General features: G+C 70.6%; 17 protein-coding genes. 15 read left to right on the plus strand and 2 right to left on the minus strand.

Going from position 1 to position 24,211, the window contains the following annotated elements; all coding sequences use genetic code 11:
* The first annotated feature begins 181 nt into the window (after nt 1-181).
* Together ileS and ACQPZX_RS07555 are read left to right on the plus strand one after the other, a co-directional pair.
* A complete protein-coding gene (gene ileS, locus ACQPZX_RS07550) occupies nt 182-3,307 on the plus strand; it encodes an isoleucine--tRNA ligase (protein WP_433376284.1) in 3,126 nt (1,041 codons plus the stop codon).
* Nucleotides 3,308-3,454: 147 nt separating this feature from the next.
* On the plus strand, nt 3,455-4,129 hold the full coding sequence (locus ACQPZX_RS07555; RefSeq protein ID WP_433376287.1) for a lysophospholipid acyltransferase family protein: 675 nt from the start codon (nt 3,455-3,457) through the stop codon (nt 4,127-4,129).
* Between the two features lie 3 nt (nt 4,130-4,132).
* On the opposite strand, the gene ACQPZX_RS07560 is transcribed toward ACQPZX_RS07555, so the two are convergent.
* Complete coding sequence (locus ACQPZX_RS07560) at nt 4,133-5,401, minus strand: hypothetical protein (protein ID WP_433376290.1); 1,269 nt, start codon at nt 5,399-5,401, stop codon at nt 4,133-4,135.
* Between the two features lie 154 nt (nt 5,402-5,555).
* Here ACQPZX_RS07560 and ACQPZX_RS07565 point away from each other — a divergent pair, with 154 nt between their 5' ends.
* The 11 genes from ACQPZX_RS07565 (at nt 5,556) to ACQPZX_RS07615 (ending at nt 18,994) form a co-directional block, all read left to right on the plus strand.
* A complete protein-coding gene (locus tag ACQPZX_RS07565) occupies nt 5,556-6,353 on the plus strand; it encodes an alpha/beta fold hydrolase (protein ID WP_433376293.1) in 798 nt (265 codons plus the stop codon).
* 8 nt (nt 6,354-6,361) lie between these two features.
* The gene (locus tag ACQPZX_RS07570) at nt 6,362-8,860 is read left to right on the plus strand and encodes a SpoIIE family protein phosphatase (protein WP_433376296.1); all 2,499 of its coding nucleotides are present in this window, start codon (nt 6,362-6,364) and stop codon (nt 8,858-8,860) included.
* Nucleotides 8,857-9,210, plus strand: coding sequence for an STAS domain-containing protein (locus ACQPZX_RS07575; protein ID WP_433376299.1), 354 nt, complete (start codon nt 8,857-8,859; stop codon nt 9,208-9,210). Before ACQPZX_RS07570 ends, ACQPZX_RS07575 begins: the two co-directional genes overlap by 4 nt.
* A 20-nt stretch (nt 9,211-9,230) precedes the next feature.
* Nucleotides 9,231-11,174 carry a TIGR03960 family B12-binding radical SAM protein gene (locus tag ACQPZX_RS07580; protein WP_433376302.1) on the plus strand — a complete coding sequence of 648 codons (1,944 nt, stop codon included), beginning with the start codon at nt 9,231-9,233 and terminating at the stop codon, nt 11,172-11,174.
* Nucleotides 11,175-11,265: 91 nt separating this feature from the next.
* Complete coding sequence (locus ACQPZX_RS07585) at nt 11,266-11,961, plus strand: TIGR03936 family radical SAM-associated protein (protein ID WP_433385072.1); 696 nt, start codon at nt 11,266-11,268, stop codon at nt 11,959-11,961.
* 135 nt (nt 11,962-12,096) lie between these two features.
* Nucleotides 12,097-15,459 (plus strand): Rne/Rng family ribonuclease, encoded by a 3,363-nt coding sequence (locus ACQPZX_RS07590; protein WP_433376305.1) that lies wholly within the window; start codon nt 12,097-12,099, stop codon nt 15,457-15,459.
* Nucleotides 15,460-15,568: 109 nt separating this feature from the next.
* Nucleotides 15,569-16,075 (plus strand): hypothetical protein, encoded by a 507-nt coding sequence (locus ACQPZX_RS07595; protein WP_433376308.1) that lies wholly within the window; start codon nt 15,569-15,571, stop codon nt 16,073-16,075.
* Between the two features lie 209 nt (nt 16,076-16,284).
* Nucleotides 16,285-16,599, plus strand: coding sequence for a 50S ribosomal protein L21 (gene rplU, locus ACQPZX_RS07600; protein ID WP_433376311.1), 315 nt, complete (start codon nt 16,285-16,287; stop codon nt 16,597-16,599).
* Nucleotides 16,600-16,608: 9 nt separating this feature from the next.
* Entirely contained in the window at nt 16,609-16,866 is a 258-nt protein-coding gene (gene rpmA / locus ACQPZX_RS07605) for a 50S ribosomal protein L27 (protein WP_433376314.1), read from the plus strand.
* Between the two features lie 74 nt (nt 16,867-16,940).
* A complete protein-coding gene (obgE, locus tag ACQPZX_RS07610) occupies nt 16,941-18,446 on the plus strand; it encodes a GTPase ObgE (protein ID WP_433376317.1) in 1,506 nt (501 codons plus the stop codon).
* A 98-nt stretch (nt 18,447-18,544) separates the two neighbouring features.
* Nucleotides 18,545-18,994, plus strand: coding sequence for a GNAT family N-acetyltransferase (locus ACQPZX_RS07615; RefSeq protein ID WP_433376320.1), 450 nt, complete (start codon nt 18,545-18,547; stop codon nt 18,992-18,994).
* Here ACQPZX_RS07615 and trpS read toward each other — a convergent pair.
* Nucleotides 18,986-19,948 carry a tryptophan--tRNA ligase gene (trpS, locus tag ACQPZX_RS07620; protein WP_433376323.1) on the minus strand — a complete coding sequence of 321 codons (963 nt, stop codon included), beginning with the start codon at nt 19,946-19,948 and terminating at the stop codon, nt 18,986-18,988. The genes ACQPZX_RS07615 and trpS overlap by 9 nt on opposite strands.
* Before the next feature lie 216 nt (nt 19,949-20,164).
* On the opposite strand from trpS, the gene pepN reads away from it, so the two are divergent.
* Both pepN and ACQPZX_RS07630 read left to right on the plus strand, forming a co-directional pair.
* Nucleotides 20,165-22,639 (plus strand): aminopeptidase N, encoded by a 2,475-nt coding sequence (gene pepN, locus ACQPZX_RS07625; protein WP_433376326.1) that lies wholly within the window; start codon nt 20,165-20,167, stop codon nt 22,637-22,639.
* A 65-nt stretch (nt 22,640-22,704) separates the two neighbouring features.
* Complete coding sequence (locus tag ACQPZX_RS07630) at nt 22,705-24,210, plus strand: ATP-binding protein (protein ID WP_433376329.1); 1,506 nt, start codon at nt 22,705-22,707, stop codon at nt 24,208-24,210.
* The last annotated feature ends 1 nt before the right edge of the window (nt 24,211 follow it).

Here is a 24,211-nt window from a genome sequence, read left to right on the forward strand (position 1 = left end):
CGGGGAGCCTCCGGAAGAACGGGCCTTTCACCAGGCCCTGGTAGAACCGGGCGGATCGGCACGCGCGTCAGCCGGCGAATGAGCGGGCAGGGTCAGACCTGCCAAGCGAGGTGGTACCGCGGGCGCAAAACGCGCTCGTCCTCGCAGTCCACGCGAAGTGAACTGTTTGAGGGGACCATCGATGGCTTATCCCAAGCACACCGATGCCACTGGTGTGCCGGCCAGCCCGGACCTGCCCGCCGTCGAGCGGGCCGTGCTCGAGCACTGGTCGGCCGACAAGACGTTCGAGGCGTCCATCGACCAGCGGCCGACCGGCGAGAGCGGCAGCAACGAGTACGTCTTCTACGACGGCCCGCCGTTCGCGAACGGGCTGCCGCACTACGGGCACCTGTTCACCGGGTACGTGAAGGACCTGGTGCCGCGGTACCAGACGATGCGCGGCAAGCATGTCGAGCGGCGCTTCGGCTGGGACACGCACGGTCTGCCGGCCGAGGTCGAGGCCGAGAAGCAGCTGGGCATCACGACGAAGGCGCAGATCGTCGAGCTGGGCATCGACAAGTTCAACGAGGCCTGCCGCTCGTCGGTGCTGGCCTACACCAAGGACTGGGAGCGGTACGTCACCCGGCAGGCCCGCTGGGTGGACTTCGCGAACGACTACAAGACCCTCGACCCCAGCTACATGGAGTCGGTCATGTGGGCGTTCAAGACGCTGCACGACAAGGGCCTGGTGTACGAGGGCTTCCGGGTGCTCGCCTACTGCTTCCGGTGTGAGACGCCGCTGTCGAACACCGAGACGCGGATGGACGACGTCTACCGCGATCGCACCGATCCGGCGCTGACGGTGACGTTCCAGCTCGAGACCGGCGAGAAGGTGGCGGTGTGGACGACCACGCCGTGGACGCTGCCGTCGAACCTCGCGCTGGCGGTCGGTCCGGAGATCGAGTACGCGGTGCTGCAGAACGCCGCCGGCGAGAAGCTGATCCTCGGCGACGCGCGCGTCCCGGCGTACGCGAAAGAGCTCGAAGGTTTTGAAAAGGTCGGCTCGGTGCTGGGCCGTGACCTGGCCGGGCGGAAGTACACGCCGCTGTTCGACTTCCTCGTGGAGCAGGCCGGACCGAACGCCTACCAGGTGCTCGCGGCCGACTACGTCAGCGACGAGGACGGCACCGGCGTCGTGCACCAGGCGCCGGCGTTCGGCGAGGACGACCAGAACGTCTGCAACGCGGCCGGCATCCCGACGATCGTGACCGTGGACGACCACACGCGGTTCACCTCGATCGTGCCGCCGTGGCAGGGCGTGCAGGTCTTCGACGCCAACAAGCCGGTGATCGCCTCTTTGAAGGAAAAGGGCGTGGTGCTGCGGCACGAGGGCTACACGCACTCGTACCCGCACTGCTGGCGCTGCGACACCCCGCTGGTCTACAAGGCGGTGTCGTCGTGGTTCGTGGCCGTGACGAAGTTCCGCGACCGGATGGTCGAGCTCAACCAGGAGATCACCTGGACGCCGTCGCACATCAAGGACGGATCGTTCGGCAAGTGGCTGGCGAACGCCCGGGACTGGTCGATCTCGCGGAACCGGTTCTGGGGCTCGCCGATCCCGGTGTGGAAGTCCGACGACCCGCAGTACCCGCGGGTCGACGTCTACGGCTCCTTCGAAGACCTGGAGAAGGACTTCGGCGTCAAGGTCACCGACCTGCACCGGCCCTACGTCGACGACCTGACCCGGCCCAACCCGGACGACCCGACCGGACAGTCGACCATGCGTCGGGTGCCGGAGGTGCTCGACTGCTGGTTCGAGTCGGGGTCGATGCCGTTCGCGCAGGTGCACTACCCGTTCGAGAACAAGGACTGGTTCGAGCACCACTACCCGGGCGACTTCATCGTCGAGTACATCGGGCAGACGCGGGGCTGGTTCTACACCATGCACGTGCTGGCCACGGCCCTGTTCGACCGGCCGGCGTTCCGGAACTGCCTCTCGCACGGGATCCTGCTCGGCGAGGACGGGCGCAAGATGTCCAAGTCTTTGCGGAATTATCCGGACGTGTACCGAGTTTTCGATACTTACGGCTCGGACGCGATGCGCTGGATGCTGATGTCGTCGCCGGTGCTGCGCGGTGGCGACATGCCGGTCACCGAGGTGGCGATCCGCGATTCCGTACGGCAGGTGCTGTTGCCGCTCTGGAACGTCTGGTACTTCTTCTCGCTTTATGCAAACGCTTCGAGTTATGTCGCGTCATTTCGGACCGACTCGCCACACTTGCTTGACCGATATGTCCTGGCCAAGACGGGTGAGCTGGTATCCGACGTCCAACGCCTCATGGACGAATATGACATTTCGGGCGCGGCGGGTGCTGTCCGGTCTTATCTTGACGCGCTGACGAACTGGTACGTGCGCCGGTCGCGCGATCGGTTCTGGGCCGGCGACCAGGATGCGTTCGACACGCTGGCAACGGTGCTGGAGACGCTGTGCCGGGTCATGGCGCCGCTCGCGCCGCTCACCGCCGAGGAGATCTGGCGCGGACTGACCGGGGAGCGGTCGGTGCACCTGACCGACTGGCCCGCCGCCGCGGACTTCCCGGCCGACCATGCGCTGGTCGCCTCGATGGACGCAATCCGCGACGTGGCCTCGGCCGCGCTGTCCCTGCGCAAGGCCCGCGCGCTGCGGGTCCGGCTGCCGCTCGCCCGGCTGACCGTGGCGACCGCCGACGCGACCGCCCTGTCCGGCTTCGGCGACCTGCTGGCCGACGAGGTCAACGTCAAGGACGTGGTGTTCACCGACGACGTGGCCGCGTACTGCGAGCAGGTGCTCACCGTCGTGCCGCGGGCGCTCGGCCCGCGCGTCGGCAAGCAGGTGCAGCAGGTCATCCAGGCGGTCAAGAAGGGCGAGTGGGAACTCGTCGACGGCGCGCCGGTCGCGGCCGGGGTCACCCTCCAGGAGGGCGAGTACGAGCTGAAGCTGGTCGCCGCCGACGTGGCGAACTCGGCGCCGCTGGCCGGCGGGGCCGGGGTCGTCGTGCTCGACACGGTGGTCACCCCGGAGCTGCTCGCCGAGGGTCTGGCCCGCGACGTGATCCGAGTGGTCCAGCAGGCCCGCCGCGACGCCGGCCTGGACGTCTCGGACCGGATCGCGCTGACCGTCTCGGCCACCGAAGCGGTTCAGCTCGCGGTCGGGGCGCACCGGGACTTCGTGGCCGGCGAGACCCTGGCGACTTCGGTGGATTTCGCCGCCGCCGGAGCCCCGGGCTTCGCCGGCGAGGTGGGCGACGGTGAGGAGATCACGGTGGCGGTGAGTCGCGCCACGCTGTGAAACTGTTAACCCGGCCCGGATATTTGCCGCCTGTGCGGTGAATGTCCGGGTCGCGTCGCAAGCTCGACGGGGACTTCCGGGGCCGGGTCCGATAACCTCAGCCTGCCCCCCACTTTTTGCGCTTCACCGTCCCCGGAGGAACCCGCGTTGCCGCTGCTCTACTCGATCGGCAAAGTCACGGTCGGCAACATGCTGATGCTCGGCTGGCGGCCGCACGTCGAGGGTCTCGATCACGTGCCCAAGACTGGCGGCGCGATCTTCGCGGGCAACCACCTCTCGGTCGCCGACGAGCTCTTCATCGGCGCCGTCGTCCCCCGGCACCTCGCCTTCTGGGCCAAGTCCGACTACTTCGACGGCACCGGCATCAGCGGGTGGTTCACCCGCAACCTGCTCAACGGGCTCGGGGCCATCCGGGTTCAGCGGGCCGGCGGGCGCGACGCCCTGGCCGCCTTCGACAGCGCGATCCCGGTGCTCAAGGCCGGTGACTGTGTCGTGGTCTACCCCGAGGGGACGCGCTCGCCCGACGGGCGGCTCTATCGCGGGCGTACGGGTGTGGCGCGGCTCGGGGTCGCCGCCGGGGTGCCGATCATCCCGGTCGGCATGCTGGGCACCGAGAAGATCCAGCCGATCGGGCAGCCGTACCCGATGCTGTTCCGCGGCAAGCCCACGGTCCGGTTCGGCAAGCCGATCACCACGGTCGGCCGGGCCGACGACCGCACCTCGTTGCGAGCGCTCACCGACGAGGTCATGGGCGAGATTCAAAAACTGACCGGGCAGGAGTACGTGCCGAGGTACGCCCCGGCCAAGAAAGCCGACTCCTAGGGCCTAGGCCGCCGGGGTCAGCACCGCGGAGCGCAACCGGCTGACGAGATCGGCGCTGTCGTCGATCGAGCGGCGGGTCAGCAGGACCGTGGCCATGCTGCCGTGGTCGGCCCAGGCGCACACCACCACCGACGTCCCGTCAGCCCGGCCGCTGCCGCAGCTCTCGTGCGCGCCGGTCTCGCCGAGGTTGAAGGTCTGGACGTTCCCGAGGTCGAAGTCGTCGGCGAGGCGGTCCAGCTGCGCCCGGACGTCACTCTTCGGGGTGAATCGCCAGCCGGTCACGCCGAAGACGGTGACCCGCTTGCCGCGGCTGTCGCCGTAGACGCCGGCGAACGGCTGACCGTCCTGGGAGTCCGCCGCGTCGAGCTGTGCGGCGAGGCGGTCGGCGGCGCGCTTGCTGGCGTTGTCGTCGCGCAGGCTCAGGTCGGAGAAGTCGGTGGGGAGGACGGCCGTCACCGGGTACTGCCGGGCCGCGGGGAACTGGAAGTAGGCGAACGGCAGGCCGCAGCAGCAGAGGACGCCGAACAGGGCGAACACGAACAGGCGGCCGCGGCGGCGCTTGCGGCGCGGGGGCGGTAGCGGGCGCTGGGGTGGTCGCGGCGTCGCCCACGGGGGTGGCGCGGGCGGCGACGGCGGGCGGGTCTGCACCGGGAGACGGTTGACCGGCGGGCGCATCTTGGCTGCTCGCTCGCGTTGCTTGCGCTCGCGGCGGGAGAGCTTGGGCGGGCCGCTCGGCAGGGGCGCGACAGGCGGTGGCGCGGTCGGTGGTGGCGCGGTCGGTGGTGGCGCGGCCGGCGATGGCGCGGCCGGCGATGGCGCGGCGTTTGCCCGGGGCGGATTTGCGGCCTGCGCGTTATTTGTCCGCGCCGCGAATGGCGGGGACGCGGGTGGCTGCGGCGCGAATGGCGGGGACGCGGGTGGGTGCGGCGCAAGCGGCTGTGGCGCGGGTGGCTGCGGGGCCGGCGCCGGCGGCTCGACGCGGGTGGGTGGCAGCGGCGGCTCGACCGCGGTGGGGTCCAGCACGATCGGGATCGGGTCGATCGGGGTGTCCTGGCCGGCCCACGGGTCGACCGCCGGGATCTCGGTCCGCTCGTCCTCCGGCTCCAGTCGCCGCCGCGGCCACCAGGACTTCTTCGGCGCCGGCGGCGGGATGGCGGCCGAGCCGCTCCAGCGCGCCGGGGCGTCCGCCGTCGACCGCTCGTCGCCGCCCTCGACGCGGGTCGGATCACGCTCGACCGCCGGGTCGACCTCGCCCGGCTGATGGTCGGTCATCCGTCGCTCTCCTTCGCTACCGGGAACCGGCGTCCTCCCCGAGGCTAGATCGGGGGTGCCAACCCGCCGATCCACGCGGACCGGACTCCAAACCCGAATGACGGACAGAGTGGGCGGTGTGCGGGACGCATCGGAGCCGTATGGTTACCCAGACATGAGAACGACACAGAGAAACGCCGTCACGTTGACCGGGAACGACCTCGGTCAGCCGATGATGTTCGCTCATGGGTACGGCTGTGACCAGAACATGTGGCGCCTGGTCGCCCCCGCGTTCGCGGACACGTATCGGCTCGTTCTGTTCGACCACGTCGGCAACGGCAAATCCGACTTGTCGGCATACCAGGACGCTCGCTACTCCACACTCGACGGTTACGCCGACGACATCCTCCAGATCCTGCATGAGAACGACCTGTGGGACGTGATCTTCGTCGGCCACTCGGTGAGCGCGATGATGGGCGTGCTCGCCGCGGTCAAGGAACCCGAGCGTTTCGCCAAGCTGGTCCTGGTCGGTCCCTCGCCGCGCTACATCGACGAGCCGTCCGACAACTACGTCGGCGGGTTCGCCCGCGAGGACATCGAGTCCCTGCTCGACTCGCTGGACAGCAACTATCTGGGCTGGTCCAGCCAGATGGCCCCGGTCATCATGGGCAATCCCGACCGGCCCCAGCTGGGCGAGGAGCTGACCAACAGCTTCTGCCGCACCGACCCCGAGATCGCCAAGAAGTTCGCGCGTGTCACGTTCTTCTCCGACAACCGCGACGATCTGCTCAAACTGCGTACACCGTCATTGATCCTGCAGTGCTCCGACGATGTGATCGCGCCGACGGTCGTGGGGGACTACGTTCATAAACACACTGCCGGCAGCACGCTGGTGTACATGAACGCCACCGGGCACTGCCCCAACCTCAGTGCGCCGGAGGAAACCGTCGACGCGATGAAGGCTTGGCTGTAGAGCGGATCGTGAGTGACTCTGGTGGGCCGGACGTGACGCAGGAGTTACGGCTGCCCTGGGACGAGGACCCGGACGACCTGTACGAGCACGCGCCGTGCGGGTATCTGACGACGCTTCCCGACGGCACCATCGTGAAGGTCAACCAGACCTTCCTGTCCTGGACCGGGTACAAGCGCGGCGACCTGGTCGGCCATCGCCGCTTCCGGGACCTGCTCAGCTCCGGCGGGCAGATCTATCACGAGACCCACTACGCGCCGCTGCTGCGCATGCAGGACGAGGTGCACGAGCTCGCTTTCGACGTGGTGTGCGCGGACGGCCGGACGCTGCCCACCCTGGTCAACTCGCTGCTGGCGCGCGGGCCCGAACGGGAGCCGCGGGCCATCCGTACCACGGTCTTCGACGCCACCGAGCGGCGTGGGTACGAGAAGGAGCTGCTGTTCGCCCGCAAGCGCGCCGAGGACTCGGAGCGCCGCATCCAGGTGCTGCAGCAGGTCGTCGCCGACCTGGCCGCCGCGCCCACCGAGGCCGAGGTCGCCGAGGCGGTGCTGCGCGCGCCCGAGCCGGCCTTCGGCGCCGCGAGCAGCAGCATCTACCTGGTGGACGCGGAACGCGACACGATCGTCGCGGTGTCCTCGACCGACCCGACCACCGGCAACTGGGACGACATGCCGCGCTCCTCGCCGCGGGCGGTGGCGCGGGTGGCCGAGCGCGGCGACCTGCACGTGGTCGGCTCGCTGACCGAGGCCAAGGCGCACTTCCCCGACCTGGTCGACAACATGCGCCGGTCCGGGCGCAACACGGTGGTGCTGCTGCCGCTGACCACCGGGCCGGCCGACGACCAGTCCGGCGCCGAGACGCTCGGCGTGCTCGCGTTCAGCTTCAAGGGCGAGCGCCGGCTCAGCGACCACGAGCTGCGCGTCGTACGCCTGCTCGGCCAGCACGCCGGCCAGGCCCTCGACCGCGCCCGGCTCTACGACGACCTGCGCCGCCGCGAGGGCTGGGCCACCTTCCTGGCCGAGACCACCCGCTCGCTCGAAGAGATGCACCGCCTGCTGCCCCGGGCCCGCCGCCTGGTCGACGGGATGGTGCCCGAGATCGCCGACTGGGCGTCGGTGCGGCTCTCGGTCGGCCCGACCGGCGTGCTGGAGGAGGCGGGCACCGCCCCGCCCGACGCCGATCGGCTGGCTCACGCGCTGGCCCGGGTCACCGCCTCCGGCGAGCCGATCTTCCCGGCGCCCGGCGAGGCGCCCGGCTGCGTGGTGCTGCCGCTGACCGCCCGGGGCCGGGTGCTCGGCACGCTGTCGCTGCGGATGGCCCCCGACCGTCGCGGCGCCGAGGGCGAGCAGCACTTCCTCATCGAGCTCGCCGACCGGGCCGGGCTGGCGCTCGAGAACGCGCGGCTCTACGAGCAGGAACGGCAGATCGCCCGGACGCTGCAGCGCAGCCTGCTCGCCGGCCACCTGCCCGGCGGCGACGCCCGGTTCGCGGTGGAGACCTACTACCAGGCGGCCGCGCAGGACCTCGAGGTCGGCGGCGACTGGTTCGACGCGTTCCTGATCTCCAAGGACAGGCTGGCCGTGGCGGTCGGCGACGTGGTGGGGCGGGGGATCGACGCGGCCACCACGATGGGCCAGTTGCGCAGCGCGATCCGGGCGCTCTCCGGCGAAGGGGTCGGGCCGGCCCGGCTGCTGGAGGGGCTCGACCGGTTCGTCAACCGGGTGGAGTCGGCCCGGATGGCGACGGTGGCGTACGCGGAGGTCGACCTGGTGACGGGCGAGCTCACGTACGCGTGCGCCGGGCACCTCCCGCCGCTGCTGCAGGAGCCGGCCGGTTCGCCGGAGTTCCTCCTCGACGCCCGCTCGGGCGCGCTCGGCACCCGGGCCGGCGACCGCCGCCGCACCGAGCACTCCCGCACCCTGGCGGCCGGCAGCCGCCTGCTGCTCTACACCGACGGGCTGATCGAGCGGCGCACCCGGCCGATCGACAAGGGCTTCGAGGTGCTGGCCCGCGAGTTCGCCCGGCGCCGGGACGCGCCGCTGCAGGGCCTGAGCTCCGCGCTGGCCGACACCCTGGTCGGCCGCGACCACGCCGACGACGTCTGCCTGCTCTGCCTGACGCTGGGCACCGAGGAGAGGATCGAGCGGTCGATCGGCGCCGACCGGATGCAGATCGCGCTGTTGCGGGCCGACCTGCGCGCCTGGCTGGTCTCGCACGACGTCGAGCCGGAAACCCGCGACGCGGTGCTGCTGGCCTGCTCGGAGGCGGTGGCCAACGCGATCGAGCACGGCTATCGCGATGACCCGTTCGGCACGATCGACGTGGTGGCGACGGTGACCGAGGACGCGGTCGAGGTCAAGGTCACCGACCGCGGCACCTGGCGGGGCGCGGTCACCGACGTGGCGCGGGGACGCGGCCTCCAGCTGATCCGCGAGTCGATGGACACGGTGCTCTTCGACCGCAGCGACGGCACGACCGTGACGATGCGCCGGGCGAGGGAGGCGGAATGACGGAGCTGACCGATCAGTGGGTCCGGTTCTCCAAGTTCGGCGACGCCGAGCTCGTCCACCTGAGCGGCGAGATCGACATGGCGAACGCCGGCGACATCGGCAAGGCGATCGTGTCCCGGATCCGCGAGTCGGGCAAGGTGCTGATCGACCTGACCACCGTCTCGTTCCTGGACAGCGCCGGGGTGCGGCTGCTCGACGCGCTCGTCGGTGATCTCTTCGCGGCCGGCAAGCGGACCCGCCTGGTGGTCGGCGAGCGCGGCGCGGCCCGGATGACCCTGCAGCTGTGCGCGTTCCGCGAGGACCTCCTGGCGACAGATCTGGACAGGGCCGCGGCCGAGTTGGCAAGTTAGTCCGCGTACCCTGGAGTCCCATGAGTGCACGTTCCGTCTTCCCGCAGCTCGAGCAGTTGCTGCCGCAGGTCAGCAAGCCCATCCAGTACGTGGGTGGCGAGCTCGGCGCCGTCGTCAAGGACTGGGACGCCACCACGGTGCGGTGGGCGCTGATGTATCCCGACGCGTACGAGGTGGGCCTTCCCAACCAGGGCGTCCAGATCCTGTACGAGGTGCTCAACGAGCAGGAGGACGTGCTCGCCGAGCGGACGTACGCGGTGTGGCCCGACCTCGAGGCGCTGATGCGCTCGCATGGGGTGCCGCAGTTCACGGTCGACGCGCACCGGCCGGTCCGCGACTTCGACGTGCTCGGGCTGTCGTTCTCGACCGAGCTCGGCTACACCAACATGTTTACCGCGCTGGATCTCGCGGGCATTCCTCTCGAAAGTAAAGATCGGACCGAGGACGACCCGATCGTGCTGGCCGGCGGCCACGCCAGCTTCAACCCCGAGCCGATCGCCGACTTCCTCGACGCCGCGGTGCTGGGTGACGGCGAGGAGGCGGTCCTCGAGATCAGCGGCATCATCCGCGAGTGGAAGGCGGAGGGCAGCCCCGGCGGGCGCGACGAGCTGCTGCTGCGCCTGGCCCGCACGGAGAGCATCTACGTCCCGCGCTTCTACGACGTCGACTACCTTCCCGACGGCCGCATCCAGCGGGTCGTGCCCAACCGCCCGGACGTGCCGTTCCGGGTCGCGAAGCGCACGACCATGGATCTCGACGCTTGGCCGTACCCGAAGAAGCCCCTGGTCCCGCTGGCCGAGACCGTCCACGAGCGGTACGCGGTGGAGATCTTCCGGGGCTGCACGCGCGGCTGCCGCTTCTGCCAGGCCGGCATGATCACCCGCCCGGTCCGCGAGCGGTCGATCACCACCGTGGGCCAGATGGTGAAGGAGGGGCTCGAGTTCTCCGGCTTCTCCGAGGTCGGCCTGCTCTCGCTCTCGTCCGCCGACCACTCCGAGATCGGCGACATGTGCTCCGGCCTGGCCGAGCAGTACGAAGGCACCAACGTCTCGCTGTCGCTGCCCTCGACCCGGGTCGACGCGTTCAACATCGACCTCGCGCAGGAGCTCTCCCGCAACGGGCGCCGCACCGGCCTGACCTTCGCGCCCGAGGGCGGCTCCGAGCGCATCCGCAAGGTCATCAACAAGATGGTGACCGAGGAAGACCTGATCCGGACGGTCGTCACCGCGTATTCGAACGGCTGGCGGCAGGTGAAGCTGTACTTCATGTGCGGCCTGCCCACCGAGACCGACGACGACGTGGCGCAGATCGGCCGCATGGCGCACGAGGTGATCAAGGCCGGCCGCGCGGCCGCCGGCACCAAGGACATCCGCTGCACGGTGTCGATCGGCGGGTTCGTGCCCAAGCCGCACACCCCGTTCCAGTGGGCGCCCATGGAACGGCCCGAGGTGATCGACGCCCGCCTCAAGATGCTCAAGGACGTGATCAACAGCGATCGCTCGCTGGGCCGCGCGATCGGGTACCGCTACCACGACGGCGAGCCGTCGCTGATCGAGGGCCTGCTTTCCCGGGGCGATCGGCGCGTCGGGGCAGTGATCCGGCGCGTCTGGGAAAAAGGCGGACGTTTCGACGGGTGGAGCGAGCATTTCTCGTACGCCCGCTGGATCGAATCCGCCGCCGAGGTGCTGCCCGGCTTCGGCGTGGACCTCGACTGGTTCACCACCCGCGAGCGCGAGCAGTCCGAGGTGCTGCCCTGGGACCACCTCGACTCCGGGCTCGACAAGGACTGGCTCTGGCAGGACTGGCAGGACTCGCTCGGCGAGTACGAGCAGGACGACTGCCGCTGGACCCCGTGCTTCGACTGCGGCGTCTGCCCGTCGATGGACACCGAGATCCAGATCGGCCCGACCGGTAAGAAGCTGCTGCCCCTGACCCCCGTGAACAACCTGCGGGTCCCCGCTTAGGAGTAAGACAATTCCCCCCAAGAACCAGCCGGTGGGCGGCCAGGCCCCGGTCGTCCAGCGGATCCGGATCCGGTATGCGAAACGCGGCCCACTGCGTTTCACGTCACACCGCGACTTCGCGCGCGCCTTCGAGCGGGCGCTGCGGCGGGCCGGGGTGCCCATCGCCTTCTCCCAGGGCTTCACCCCACACCCCAAGATTTCGTACGCGAGCGCGGCGCCTACCGGTGTGGGCAGCGAGGCGGAGTATTTGGAGATCGGGCTCCAGGCGGAGACCGATCCGGAGCGGCTCCGGCTCGCCCTCGACGCCGCTCTTTCCCCTGGTCTCGACGTTCTGGAGGCCGTGGTGGCCGGCGCCGGCAGCCTGGCCGACCGGATCGACGCGTCGCGCTGGCAGATCGAGCTTCCGTCGGTCGAGCCGGCGGTGGCGGCCGCCGCGGTCAAGGCCTTCCTCGACACCGACGAGGTGCCTGTCGAGCGCATGACCAAGCAGGGCCGCCGCACGTTCGACGCCCGCGCCGCTGTGACCCACTTCGCTGTGACCGAGCAGTCCGACGTACCTTCCGGGGCGTTCGCAGCACCGTGTGCGATAATCGACCTTGTCGTACGACAGGTAACGCCCGCCGTGCGACCCGATGACGTCCTTTCCGGCCTGCGTGTCGTGGCTGGCCTGGAGCCGCCGGTGCCCCCGCGGGTGACCCGGCTGGCCCAGGGCACGCTCACCGCGCAGGGGGAGATCGTCGATCCGTTGGACGCGGATCGCGAGGATGCGGCCATCGGAGGGCGCTAGCTGAACCGCGGCCTGCGCCCGAACGGCAGACTTCGGCCGCCCGTCCGCTAACCCGGCCGGGACCGAAACACTTGCGGCAGCCCTGCGTGGCAGCGCTCAAACGCGCCCGGGGCCGTCAGAAACTGGAGAGCGCCCATGCTCGAAAACGAGCCCCAGAGCGATTTGGGAAATGAGCGCGGTGACACGAGCGACGTGGCAACGCCACCCGCCGATATTGCCGCCGATAGCACTACGACCACCCCTGTTCGTCGCACGAGGGCCCCGCGCCGCAAGGCCGCGGCGCCCGCCGCGTCAGCCGAGGCCGATCCGGGCCCGACTTCCGCTGCGGCGGGACCGGCTTCCGCTGCGGCGGGACCGGCTTCCGCAGCGGCGGGATCGGTCGAGCCTGGCGCGGCCGTGGAGGCGTCGGCCACCGAGGCCGCGCCGCCGGTCAAGCCGGTCAAAGCGACCCGCAGCCGCCGCAAGGCACCTGCGGCCGCGCCGGCTGTTTCAGCCGAGGTGGCGCCCGCTGCGGGCGACGTCACGGCTGCTTCCGGCGAGGCGGCCGCGGCTGCTTCGACCCAGGGCGCGGCCGCTGCGACCCAGGGCGCGGTTGCTGCGACCCAGGGCGCGGCTGCTTCGGGCGCGTCGGGCGAGGGCCCGGCTGGTTCGGGTGAGGTTGCGGCGGAGGCCGCGCCGCCGGTCAAGGCGACGCGCAGCCGGCGTAAGAAGGCCGCGCCCGCGCCGGTGGAACCCGAGCCGGTCGTCGCGGTCGAGCCGCTGATCGCCGGCGAGGAGCCGGCTGTCGAGGTCCCGGCCGAGGACGAGCCGGTCGCCGAGGCCGAGCCCGCCCCGATCATCGGCGTCCTTCCGCTGGACGACGACTTCGTCGAGGAGGAGAAGCCCGCCGGCCGCCGTGGGCGCCGCGCCGCGCTGCCTCCGGCCGTACTCTTCATGCCTCCCGACCCGATCGAGGCCGAGCCCGCCCCGGCAAGCCGTCGGTCCCGCCGCGGCGCGACCGCCGCGCCGACGGCGGCCACCGTGCCGCCGGTCGTCGTCCAGCCCGAGATCGCCCAGCCCGAGGTCTCCGAGACCGAGGCCGCCGTCGCCGAGGTTCCGGTCGAGGAGCCGGTCGAGGGCTCCCGCCGCAGCCGTCGTCGCCGTCGTGGCGCCGCGGAGGAGCCGGCCGAGCCCGTGGCCGCCGACGCGACCGCGACCGCCGAGGAGATCACCGAGACCGTCGACGAGGCGGATGAGACCTCCGACGACGTCGAGGAGGGTCTCGAGGACGAGTCCGAGGACGAGGAGTTCGGCTCGGGCCGTCGCCGCCGCCGTCGTGGCCGCCGTGGCCGTGGCCGGGGCAAGGGCCCGGCCGACGACGACGAGGCCGCCGAGGCCGAGGAGGGCGCCGAGGCTTCCGTCGAGGACGAGTCCGACGAGAGTGACGAGGAGTCCGACGAGGGCGACGGGGTGACCCGTCGCCGGCGTCGCCGCCGCCGCAAGGGCTCGGGCGGGGACGGCGAGACCGGTGGCATCGAGGACGGCGTGCACACCGTCGTGCGGGTGCGCGAGCCGCGCCGCACCGACGAGGTGCAGGGCGTCTCCGGCTCGACCCGGCTCGAGGCCAAGCGCCAGCGCCGCCGGGACGGCCGCGAGCAGCGCCGCACCCGCCCGCCGATCCTCAGCGAGTCCGAGTTCCTGGCCCGCCGCGAGGCCGTCGACCGGGTCATGGTCGTCCGGCAGAAGCCCGACCGCATCCAGATCGCCGTGCTGGAGGACGGTGTCCTGGTCGAGCACTACGTGTCCCGGATCAGCTCGGGCACGATGGTCGGCAACGTGTACCTCGGCAAGGTGCAGAACGTGCTGCCCAGCATGGAGGCGGCGTTCGTCGACGTCGGCCGGGGCCGCAACGCCGTGCTCTACGCCGGCGAGGTCAACTGGGACGCCACCGGCCTGGAGGGTCGCGCCCGCTCGATCGAGCAGGCCCTCAAGTCCGGCGACTCGGTGCTCGTGCAGGTCACCAAGGACCCGATCGGGCACAAGGGCGCCCGGCTGTCCAGCCACATCGCGCTCTCCGGCCGGCACCTGGTCTACGTGCCCAACGGCAACGCGTCGGGGATCAGCCGCAAGCTGCCCGACACCGAGCGCAAGCGCCTGCGCGACGTGCTGAAGAAGCTGGTGCCGGACGGCGCCGGGGTGATCGTGCGGACCGCGGCCGAGGGCGCGAGCGAGGACGAGCTGGCCCGCGACGTCAAGCGGCTGCAGGCGCAGTGGGAGGAGATCCAGCGCAAGGCCGCCGAAGGTCACGCGCCGGTAGCCCTCTCCGAGGAGCCCGACCTGGTCATCCGGGTGGTGCGCGACCTCTTCAACGAGGACTTCCGCGAGCTGGTGGTGCAGGGCGACCAGGCGTTCGCCGAGGTGGAGAACTACCTCAACTCGGTGTCGCCGGACCTGGTCGAGCGCCTGCACCGGTACACCGGGGCCGGCGACCTCTTCGCCGACAAGCGGATCGACGAGCAGATCCTCAAGGGTCTCGACCGCAAGGTTTTCCTGCCCTCGGGCGGCCACCTGGTGATCGACCGCACCGAGGCCATGACGGTCGTCGACGTGAACACCGGCAAGTACACCGGCGCGGGCGGCAACCTCGAGGAGACGGTCACCCGCAACAACCTCGAGGCGGCCGAGGAGATCGTGCGCCAGCTGCGGCTGCGCGACCTCGGCGGCATCGTGGTGATCGACTTCATCGACATGGTGCTGGAGAGCAACCGCGAGCTGGTCCTGCGGCGGCTCACCGAGTGCCTCGGCCGGGACCGTACGAAGCATCAGGTCACCGAGATCACCTCGCTCGGCCTGGTGCAGATGACCCGCAAGCGGATCGGCGCGGGCCTGCTCGAGGCGTTCAGCGAGACCTGCGACCACTGCAAGGGCCGGGGCGTGCTGATCCACACCGAGCCGGTGCCGGAGAAGCGGACCAACGGCGGCGGGGGCGGTGGCGCGGGCAACCAGGTGAAGGCGGTCGCCGCGGCCACTCGTACCGAGCAGCCGCCGGCCCAGCAGCAACCCGCCGCCACCTCGTCGCGGTCCCGCCGCCGGCGGGGCGCGGCGGCGGAGGCGCCCGCTGTGGCCGAGGCCCCGGCCGTGATCGAGGCTCCGGCCGTGACCGAGGCGCCCGCGACCAGCGAGCGGGAGGACCCGGTGGCGATCGCCGCCGACCTGCCGCCCGCGCCCGTGCACGGCTCGGGGATCGTGGGGCGGGCCGCTCCGGCGGCGCTGACCAAGACCGACCCGGACGACGACTACGACATCAGCGGGTACGACCTGTCCCGCTACGACGCGCCGGTGGCCGAGCCGGCCGAGGTGGCGGAGCCGGCCGAGCCGGCCGAGCCGTTGCGGCTGACCGGGGCCGACGACCCGGACGCGGCCGACGAGGACGACGAGGACGACGACGAGCCGGTGGGTGCGGGCGCTGGTCGCCGGCGTTCGCGGCGCGGGGGAACCCGGCGGCGTACGCGTCCGTAAGGGCAGACGCGGGAGCGGTTTGGTAAAGAAACTTAACTGCCAAGCCGCTCACCGCCGTCGGCGTCCGTTACCCTCCGGGGATCGATCCTTCCCCCGAGGAGACATCCCCGTGCGACGCTTCGCGCCCCTTCTTCTCCTTCCGCTGCTTGTTGCCGGCTGCTCGGGCGGCGGCAGCGACGCGACCGCCACCGCCGGCGCGACCCCGAACACGGGCGGCGGCGCCTCGGTCGCGCCGCCCGCGCCGGTCGACCCGTCCGTGGCCGCCTCGGCCGACAAGGCGCTCTCCGGCAACACCAAGGCCATCTGCGAGCAGGCCGAGCGCACCAGCACCAGCTTCGGCCAGACCTTCATCGCCGACCTCCAGATGCAGATCGACGCGGCGAGCCAGGGCGCGCAGGCCAAGGCCCAGGCGCAGCAGAAGATCGACCGGGACGTGTCCAGCTACTCGTCAGCGCTCTCCGGCATGGCCAAGCTCGCCGACGACAAGGCGCTCAAGGCGGCCCTGACCCAGATGAGCAAGCAGATCCAGGCGTTCAAGGGCGACGTCACGAAGATCAACGCCGAGAAGATGGCGGCGATCACGGGTACGTTGGACAAGGCATGCGGCCGAGGGTGACCCCGCAGGGGTCCGGGTTCTCCGCGCCGTCCGTAGGACCAGGCGCCGGTATCGGACCCGGATTGGGATCGGCGCGCCTGATGAAGTACGCTTGCCGACGGCGCTTTTTCCATGCGCCGTGCTCCATGTCGGTGTGAATACCCGACCGGGCCAGCACCATCCGCCAAGCAGCGGTCATCGCTGCGTAAGTCTCAGGGAGTCCGCGTCCGATGTACGCGATCGTCAAGACCGGCGGCAAGCAGTACAAGGTTGCCGAGGGCGACGTGATCGAGGTCGAGAAGCTCGCGGGTGCGCCCGGCGATGCGCTGACGCTCGCCGCGGTCCTCCTCGTCGATGGTGACAACCTGGTGACCGACGCGGCCAAGCTTGCCAAGGTAACGGTGTCCGGCGAGATCGCCGAGCACACCAAGGGTCCGAAGATCCGGATCCACAAGTTCAAGAACAAGACCGGCTACCACAAGCGCCAGGGGCACCGTCAGCCGCTGACCCGCGTCAAGGTCACCGGCATCAAGAGCGGGAAGTAGGGATCACTCATGGCTCACAAAAAGGGTGCTTCCAGCTCGCGGAACGGCCGTGACTCCGCCGCGCAGCGGCTCGGCGTCAAGCGGTTCGGCGGTCAGCTGGTCAACGCCGGCGAGATCCTGATCCGTCAGCGTGGCACGAAGTTCCACCCCGGCGACCTGGTCGGCCGTGGCGGCGACGACACGCTGTTCGCGCTGGCCGCGGGCAACGTGCAGTTCGGCACGATCCGCGGTCGCAAGACCGTCAGCATCGTCCCGGTCGCGGAATAAGCTTTTTCTCAGCGGGCCTTGGACCTCTCGGGGTCCGGGGCCCGCTGTTTGTTTTCTCAAGGAGAGTTGGGCAAGTGACCACGTTCGTCGACCGGGTCGTGCTGCACCTGCAGGCGGGTGACGGCGGGCACGGCTGCGTCTCGGTTCGCCGGGAGAAGTTCAAGCCGCTCGGCGGCCCCGACGGCGGCAACGGCGGGCACGGCGGCGGCGTCACGCTGGTCGTCGACCCGCAGCAGCACACGCTGCTCGACTTCCACTTCCACCCGCACATCAAGGCCAGCAACGGCGGCGGTGGCGCGGGCGCCAACCGTGACGGCGCCAACGGCAAGGACCTCGTCCTGCAGGTGCCGGACGGCACGGTCGTGCAGACCGAGGACGGCGAGGTGCTGGCCGACCTGATCGGCGCCGGCACCAGCTTCGAGGTGGCCCGCGGCGGGCGCGGCGGCCGGGGCAACGCCTCGCTGGCCAACACCCGCCGCAAGGTCCCCGGCTTCGCCGAGCTGGGCGAGCCCGGCGACCGGCTCGACGTGGTGCTCGAGCTCAAGAGCGTCGCCGACGTGGGCCTGGTCGGCTTCCCGTCGGCCGGCAAGTCCTCGCTCATCTCGGTGATGTCCGCGGCCAAGCCCAAGATCGCCGATTACCCGTTCACCACGCTCGTGCCCAACCTCGGCGTGGTCCAGGCCGGCGACCAGACCTTCACCGTGGCCGACGTGCCGGGCCTGATCCCGGGCGCGGCCACCGGCAAGGGCCTGGGCATGCAGTTCCTGCGGCACATCGAGCGCACCTCGGTGCTGGTGCACGTGCTCGACGCGGCCGCCCCCGAGATCGAGCGCGACCCGCTCGCCGACCTCGACGCGATCGAGGCCGAGCTGGCGGCGTACGGCGGCCTCGAGGACCGCCCGCGGCTCGTGGTGCTCAACAAGATCGACATTCCGGACGGCCGCGACCTCGCCGAAATGGTCCGCCCCGACCTCGAGGCGCGCGGCTACCGCGTCTTCGAGGTCAGCGCCGTGACCCGCGAGGGCCTCAAGGAGCTGGTGTACGCGCTGGCCGCGGTCGTCGAGGAGCACCGGCTGGCCACGCCGCCGGCCGAGCCCACCCGCGTCGTCGTGCGCCCGAAGGCGGTCGACGAGAGCGGCTTCACGGTCGAGCAGGACGAGGACGGCGTCTACGTCGTGCGCGGCGCCAAGGTCGAGCGCTGGATCCGGCAGACCAACTTCGACAACGAGGAGGCCATCGGCTACCTCGCCGACCGGCTCGAGCGCCTCGGCGTCGAGGACATGCTGGCCAAGAAGGGCGCTCAGCCCGGCGATCCGGTGCGCATCGCCGACCGCGAGTTCGACTGGCAGCCCAACTCCGGCGAGTTCGTGGCCGGGCCCCGCGGCACCGATGCCCGCCTCGAGGAGGAGAGCGGCCGGGCCACCGCCGCCCAGCGGCTCGCCGCCCGCAAGGCGCGCCGGATCCGCTCCGACGACGAACTGCTGCACATGGACGCCGACGGCACGGTCACCACGCTCGCGAACGCCCAGCGGCCGGTGCTGGTTACCGACGAGGACGATGAGGACGACACCGGCGAATAGGGCGTACTCATGGGGTTGCATTTTGTTTTCCGCCGCGGGTGGGCTCAGTCCAGCTTCACGCAACCATACGGAAACTGACCTCGCTTAGAGTCACCGTTGTGCTGATCGAATCTCGCCCCGCCCTGGACCCGGAACTTGCCGCCCTGGTCACGGCCCAGCAGCGGGAAATACGGGAGGTCGACAAGGGGATGAACACCGCGGTGTTCGTCCCGCACGATGACGCTGCGTATCTGGTGGCGGTCGTCGAGCACCGGGCGGTGGCCTGCGCGGCCTGGCAGGCGGTCGAGGACGACGTCGCCGAGCTCAAGCGGATGTACGTGCGCCCGGCGTTCCGGGGCCGCGGCATCGCCCGCCAGATGATCGTCGCGATCGAGGAGGAGGCGCTGGCCGCGGGCCGGCCCGTCATCCGGCTCGAGACCGGCGACTACCTGCCCGCGGCGATCGCTCTCTACCAGTCGGCGGGGTACCGGCAGATCCCCGCGTACGGCCCGTACGTCGGCAACCCGTACTCGGTCTGCTTCGAGAAGCGCTTGGCGGCGTTAGTCTAAGAGTCCGATCGCGCTCCGCGCTCGACGTACGGTGGCAAGCGCCGCAGGCCTGACCAGGGCCTTGCCCTCCGCCAAGATCTCGCGGACGTAGCCGGGGTCATCGGCCAGCTCGGCGTAACGCTTGCGGATGGGTGCGAGCAGCGTCTCCACCGCATCGGTGACGTCGCGCTTGAGGGCGCCGTAGGACGTGTACGCGCCCGGCGCCTCGCCCGTGCATTCGGCCAGGATCGCCAGCAGGTTGGTGACGCCGGGCTGGTGCTCGGGATCGTGCCGGACGATGCCGACGGTGTCGGTGACCGCCCGCGAGATCGTCCGGCGGATCGTCTCGGGCGGGTCGAGCAGCCCGATGCGGCCGGCCGACGAGCGCGCGCTCTTGCTCATCTTGGCGGCCGGGTCGGCCAGATCCATGATCCGCGCGGCGGACTCGGGACGGACGCCCTCGGGCACCACGAAGGTCTCGCCGTAGCGCGCGTTGAACCTGGTCGCGAGGGTGCGGGCGAGCTCGAGGTGCTGATTTTGATCGTCGCCGACCGGCACCTGGTCGACGTCGTGCACGAGGATGTCGGCGGCCATCAGCACGGGGTAGCTGAGCAGGCTGAGTCGCACGGGACCGCCCGCAGCCGACTTCTCCTTGAACTGGATCATGCGGGCGGCCTCGCCGAAGTGGCAGACGCATTCGAGCAGGTAGTGCAGCTCGGTGTGCTCGGGGATCTGCGAGTGGGCGATCAGCGCGGTGCGTTTCGGGTCGACGCCGGCGGCCAGGAGCAGGGTGGCGACTTCGAGGGTTTTCCGGCGGAGCACCTGTGGATCGTGCTCCATGGTCATCGCGTGCAGGTCGGCGATCATGGCGATCGAGGTGCCCTCCTGCTGCTCCTGCACGAGCGGGCGCATGGCGCCGAGCAGGTTGCCGAGGTGCAGGTTGCCCGTGGGCTGAAAGCCGGTGAGTCGTTTCATGGCCGGTTCCTTCCGGTGCGGGGTGGCAGCCCCGCCCGAACCGGCCTGGTTACATGCGAAACGGCCGCCCGGAAGGGGCGGCCGCGGATGAGATCATGCGCGTGTGGGTGAGCCGCCCGTCAGGGCAGCCACCAGCAGAGGTTGAGCGTGCGCACGTGAACATCGTACCGCGAGGCGCCGCTGTGCCGTCTCGGCCGGACAGGCATGATGGTCGTCATGCCGCTGACCCGTGCCGAGGCCGCTACCCGCGCTGCCACCGTCGATGTCCACGAGTACGAGATCCACCTCGATGTCACCGCGGACGGGGACACTTTCGGATCCCGTACGGTGGTGCGGTTCGCCGCCACGCCGGGCGCGTCGACGTTCCTGGAGTTCGAGCCGGTCTCGGTTTCGTCGATCACGCTGAACGGTTCGTCCGTGCCGGCATCCGCGGTCTCCCATGGCAGGCTTGACCTGTCGGGTTTGTCGGCAGAAAACGAGCTCGTCGTGGTCTCCACGATGCGGTACTCGAACACCGGCGAAGGGCTGCACAAGTACGTCGACCCGGCCGACGGGAACGTCTACCTCTACCAGCATCTGTTCATCAACAACGCGGGACGGGTGCTGCCGGCCTTCGACCAGCCCGACCTCAAGGCGGTCTTCAAGGTGTCGGTGACCGCACCGGTTTCGTGGAAGGTCGCGGCCAACGGCTCGCTCGAGTCGCATTCCGCCGGTGAGTGGACATTTGGCGCGACGAAACCAATTTCCACCTATCTCGCGACTCTGTTTGCGGGACCGTTCCACGCGGTGACCGATTCGCATGACGGCATCCCGCTGGCGCTGTACGTGCGGGCCGCGCTCGCCGAGCACCTCGACGAGCAGGCCGAGGAGCTCTTCACGGTCACCAAGCAGTGCCTCGACCGGTACCACGAGATGTTCGACATCCGGTACCCCTTCGGGCACTACCAGCAAGCGTTCGCGCCCGAGTTCAACTTCGGCGCCATGGAGTACCCGGGCCTGGTGGTCTTCCGGGACGAGATGATCTATCGCTCGGCGGTCACCGAGAGCCAGCGCGAGGGCCGGGCCAACGTGATCGCGCACGAGATGGCGCACATGTGGTTCGGCGACCTGGTGACCATGGCCTGGTGGGACGACCTGTGGCTGAACGAGTCGTTCGCCGAGTACCTGGGCACGCGGGTCGCGGCGGAGGCCACCCGGTTCACCGGGACCTGGACCACCTTCGCCATGCAGCGCAAGGCCTGGGGGCTGCGGGCCGACCAGCATCCTTCGACCCATCCGGTGGCGCCCGAGTCGGTCACGGACACCGACGAGGCGCTTCTCAACTTCGACGGCATCTCGTACGCGAAGGGGGCGGCGACCCTCAAGCAGCTGGTGGCCTGGGTGGGCGACGAAGCGTTCCTGACCGGGCTCAACGCGCACTTCGCGGCGCACGCGTACGGGAACGCGACGCTCGAGGACCTGCTGTCGGCGCTGGCCGCGGCCAGCGGGCGCGATCTTTCGGCCTGGGCCGAGGTGTGGTTGCGGCGGGCGCAGGTCAACACCTTGCGTACGGAGATCGGGGCGGACGGGTCGGTTGCCGTGCTCCAGACGGCTCCCGCCGACTATCCGACGCTGCGGCCTCATCGGCTCGAGATCGGCCTCTACGACCGAGGTTCCGACGGCGTCGTCGTGCGGCAGTCGCTGGTGTCGGCCGAGATCGCCGCCGCGCCGCGCACCGAGATCCCCGATTTCTCGGACAAATCCGGCCTCGTCCTGCTCAACGACGGCGATCTCACGTACGCCAAGATCCGGCTCGACGAGGCGTCGACGGCGGCTGTGCCCAGCGTGCTGCCGCTGATCGGCGACTCGCTGGCGCGGGCGGTGCTCTGGGCCTCGACCCTCGACGCGGTGGTGGACGGCGAGCAGCCGGTCGCCGAGCTGGTCACGCTCGTGCTCGCGGCGCTGCCCGTGGAGACCGAGGTGGTGATCGTCGAGGACGTGCTGCGGGCCACCCGGAGCCTGGTCGACCGCTACTCCACCGCCGAGACCCGGCCGGCCGCGCTCGAGCTGGTCGCCCAGGCCGCCGACCGGCTGCTCGCGGTGTCGGAGCCGGGTGGGTCGCGGCAGCTCGCGGCCGCCCGGGGGCTGATCGGGGCCACGGTCGAGACGACGCGCCTGCAGGACTGGCTGGCCGGGACCGGCGTGCCGGAGGGGCTGGCGATCGACGCCGACCTGCGGTGGCTGATCCTCTATCGCCTGGTCGTGCTGGGGGCGGCGGGCCGGGCCGAGATCGACGCCGAGTTCGAGCGGGACCGCAGCGCCACCGGCGAGCAGTGGGTGGCGCGGTGCCGGGCCGCGGTGCCGGACGCCGACGCGAAGGCCGCGGCCTGGGCGGCGATCGTCGAGGACGTGTCGCTGTCCAACCGGCTCGTCGAGATGACCGCCTCCGGCTTCTGGCAGCCGGAGCAGCTCGGCCTGCTCACCCCGTACGTGGCGCGGTATTTCGCGGATATGCCGTCGATGATGCGGCTCCGGAGCGGGATGAGCGCGGAAAGGACGGTCGGGCTCGCGTACCCGGATGTCGTTGTCGATCCGGAGACCCGGCGGCTCGCCGCCGAGCTGCTGGCCCACGAAGATCTCGATCCGATCCTGCGGCGGGTCGTGCAGGACATGGACGACGACATGCGGAAGGCGCTCGTCGCGCGTTTCTGACCTTTGCGATCCGAACTTTGCTAAACGCTTCTAGCAGCTACCCTCCCCGAAGGGGGTGGGTGCGCGTGGAGTGGTCGGAGGAGCTCGCCGGCGGCCTGCTGCAGGCCGCCCCCGACGCCATCCTGGTGATGGAAGGCGACGGCCGGATCGTGCTGGTCAACGACCGGGCCGAGGAGCTGTACGGGTGGCGGCGCGACGAGCTGCTCGGCACGCACATCGAGGCCCTGGTCACCGACGACGCCCGGATGATGCCTTCCGAGCGGCGCAAGCGGCTCGACGAGGGCCGGGCGGGGCCGGTGGGCGCGGTGACGACGACGATCCGGCGGCGGGACGGCAAGGAGATCCCGGTCGAGTCGTCGGTCTCGATCGTCGACACGCCGCAGGGCCGGCTCGCCGTCTGCGTGATCCGGGACCTCAGCGAGCGGGCGCGGGCCGAGCAGGAGAAGGCGCGGCTGCGGGCCGAGGCGAACGTGCACCGCAGCCAGAGGCTGGAGAGCCTGGGTCAGCTCGCGGGCGGGATAGCGCACGACTTCAACAACATGCTCGGCGTGATCGTGAACTACGCGAACTTCGTCATCGAGGAGGCGGAGTCGCCCTCGCCGGATCTGAAGGCGATCGCGGCGGACGCGGGGCAGGTGGTGCGGGCGGGGCAGCGGGGGACCGATCTGACGCATCAGCTGCTGGCCTTCGCGCGGCGGGAGGTGGTGCGGCCGCAGGTGCTGGACCTCAACGCGGTGATCTCGTCGGTGGAGGAGATGCTGCGGCGGTCGCTGGGGGAGCACATCAGTCTGCTGGTGCGCGCCTCGCCGGGGCTCCCGGCGGTGGTGTGCGATCCGGGGCAGATCGAGCAGCTTCTCGTGTGCCTGGCGGTCAACGCCCGGGATGCCATGCCCGGTGGCGGCGACCTGGTGATTGACACTTCGCGGCACGGTGATCAGGTGCGGCTCCGGGTCAGCGATTCCGGGCAGGGTATGCCGGTGGACGTCATGGAACGCGCCTTTGAACCATTTTTTACGACAAAAGGTAGCGGAGGGGGATCTGGGCTCGGACTGGCGACCGTCTACGGGATCGTGACCCAGGCTGGTGGGGAAGTCAGTCTCGCCTCGTCGGTGGGGCTGGGGACCACCGTCACGGTGCTTCTGCCGGCTTCTTCTGACAAATCCGATTTGTCGCCTGTTTTGGATAAATCGCCCGCGCGAGGGAGCGGCGAGACGCTGCTCGTTGTTGAAGACGAAGTGGCGTTGCGGGAAGTGGCCGGGCGGATCCTCTCCGGCGCCGGCTATCGGGTGCTGGCCGCCTCGTGCGGGACGGCGGCGCTGGAGCTCGCCGAGGGGCACGACGGGCCGATCGATCTGCTGCTCAGCGACGTGATCATGCCGGGGATGCTCGGCAAGGAGCTGGCCGAGCGCCTGACCGGTGTGCGCCCGGCGACCCGGGTGCTCTACATGTCCGGCTACGCCCAGCCGGTGCTGCACTCACAGGGCACCCTCGACCCCGGGGTGGCACTGCTGGAGAAGCCCTTCACCGCGGATGACCTGCTAGCCGCCGTACGCGATCGCCTTGATGATTGAT

The organism is Actinoplanes sp. CA-142083 (assembly GCF_050942195.1).
GTDB lineage: Bacteria > Actinomycetota > Actinomycetes > Mycobacteriales > Micromonosporaceae > Actinoplanes.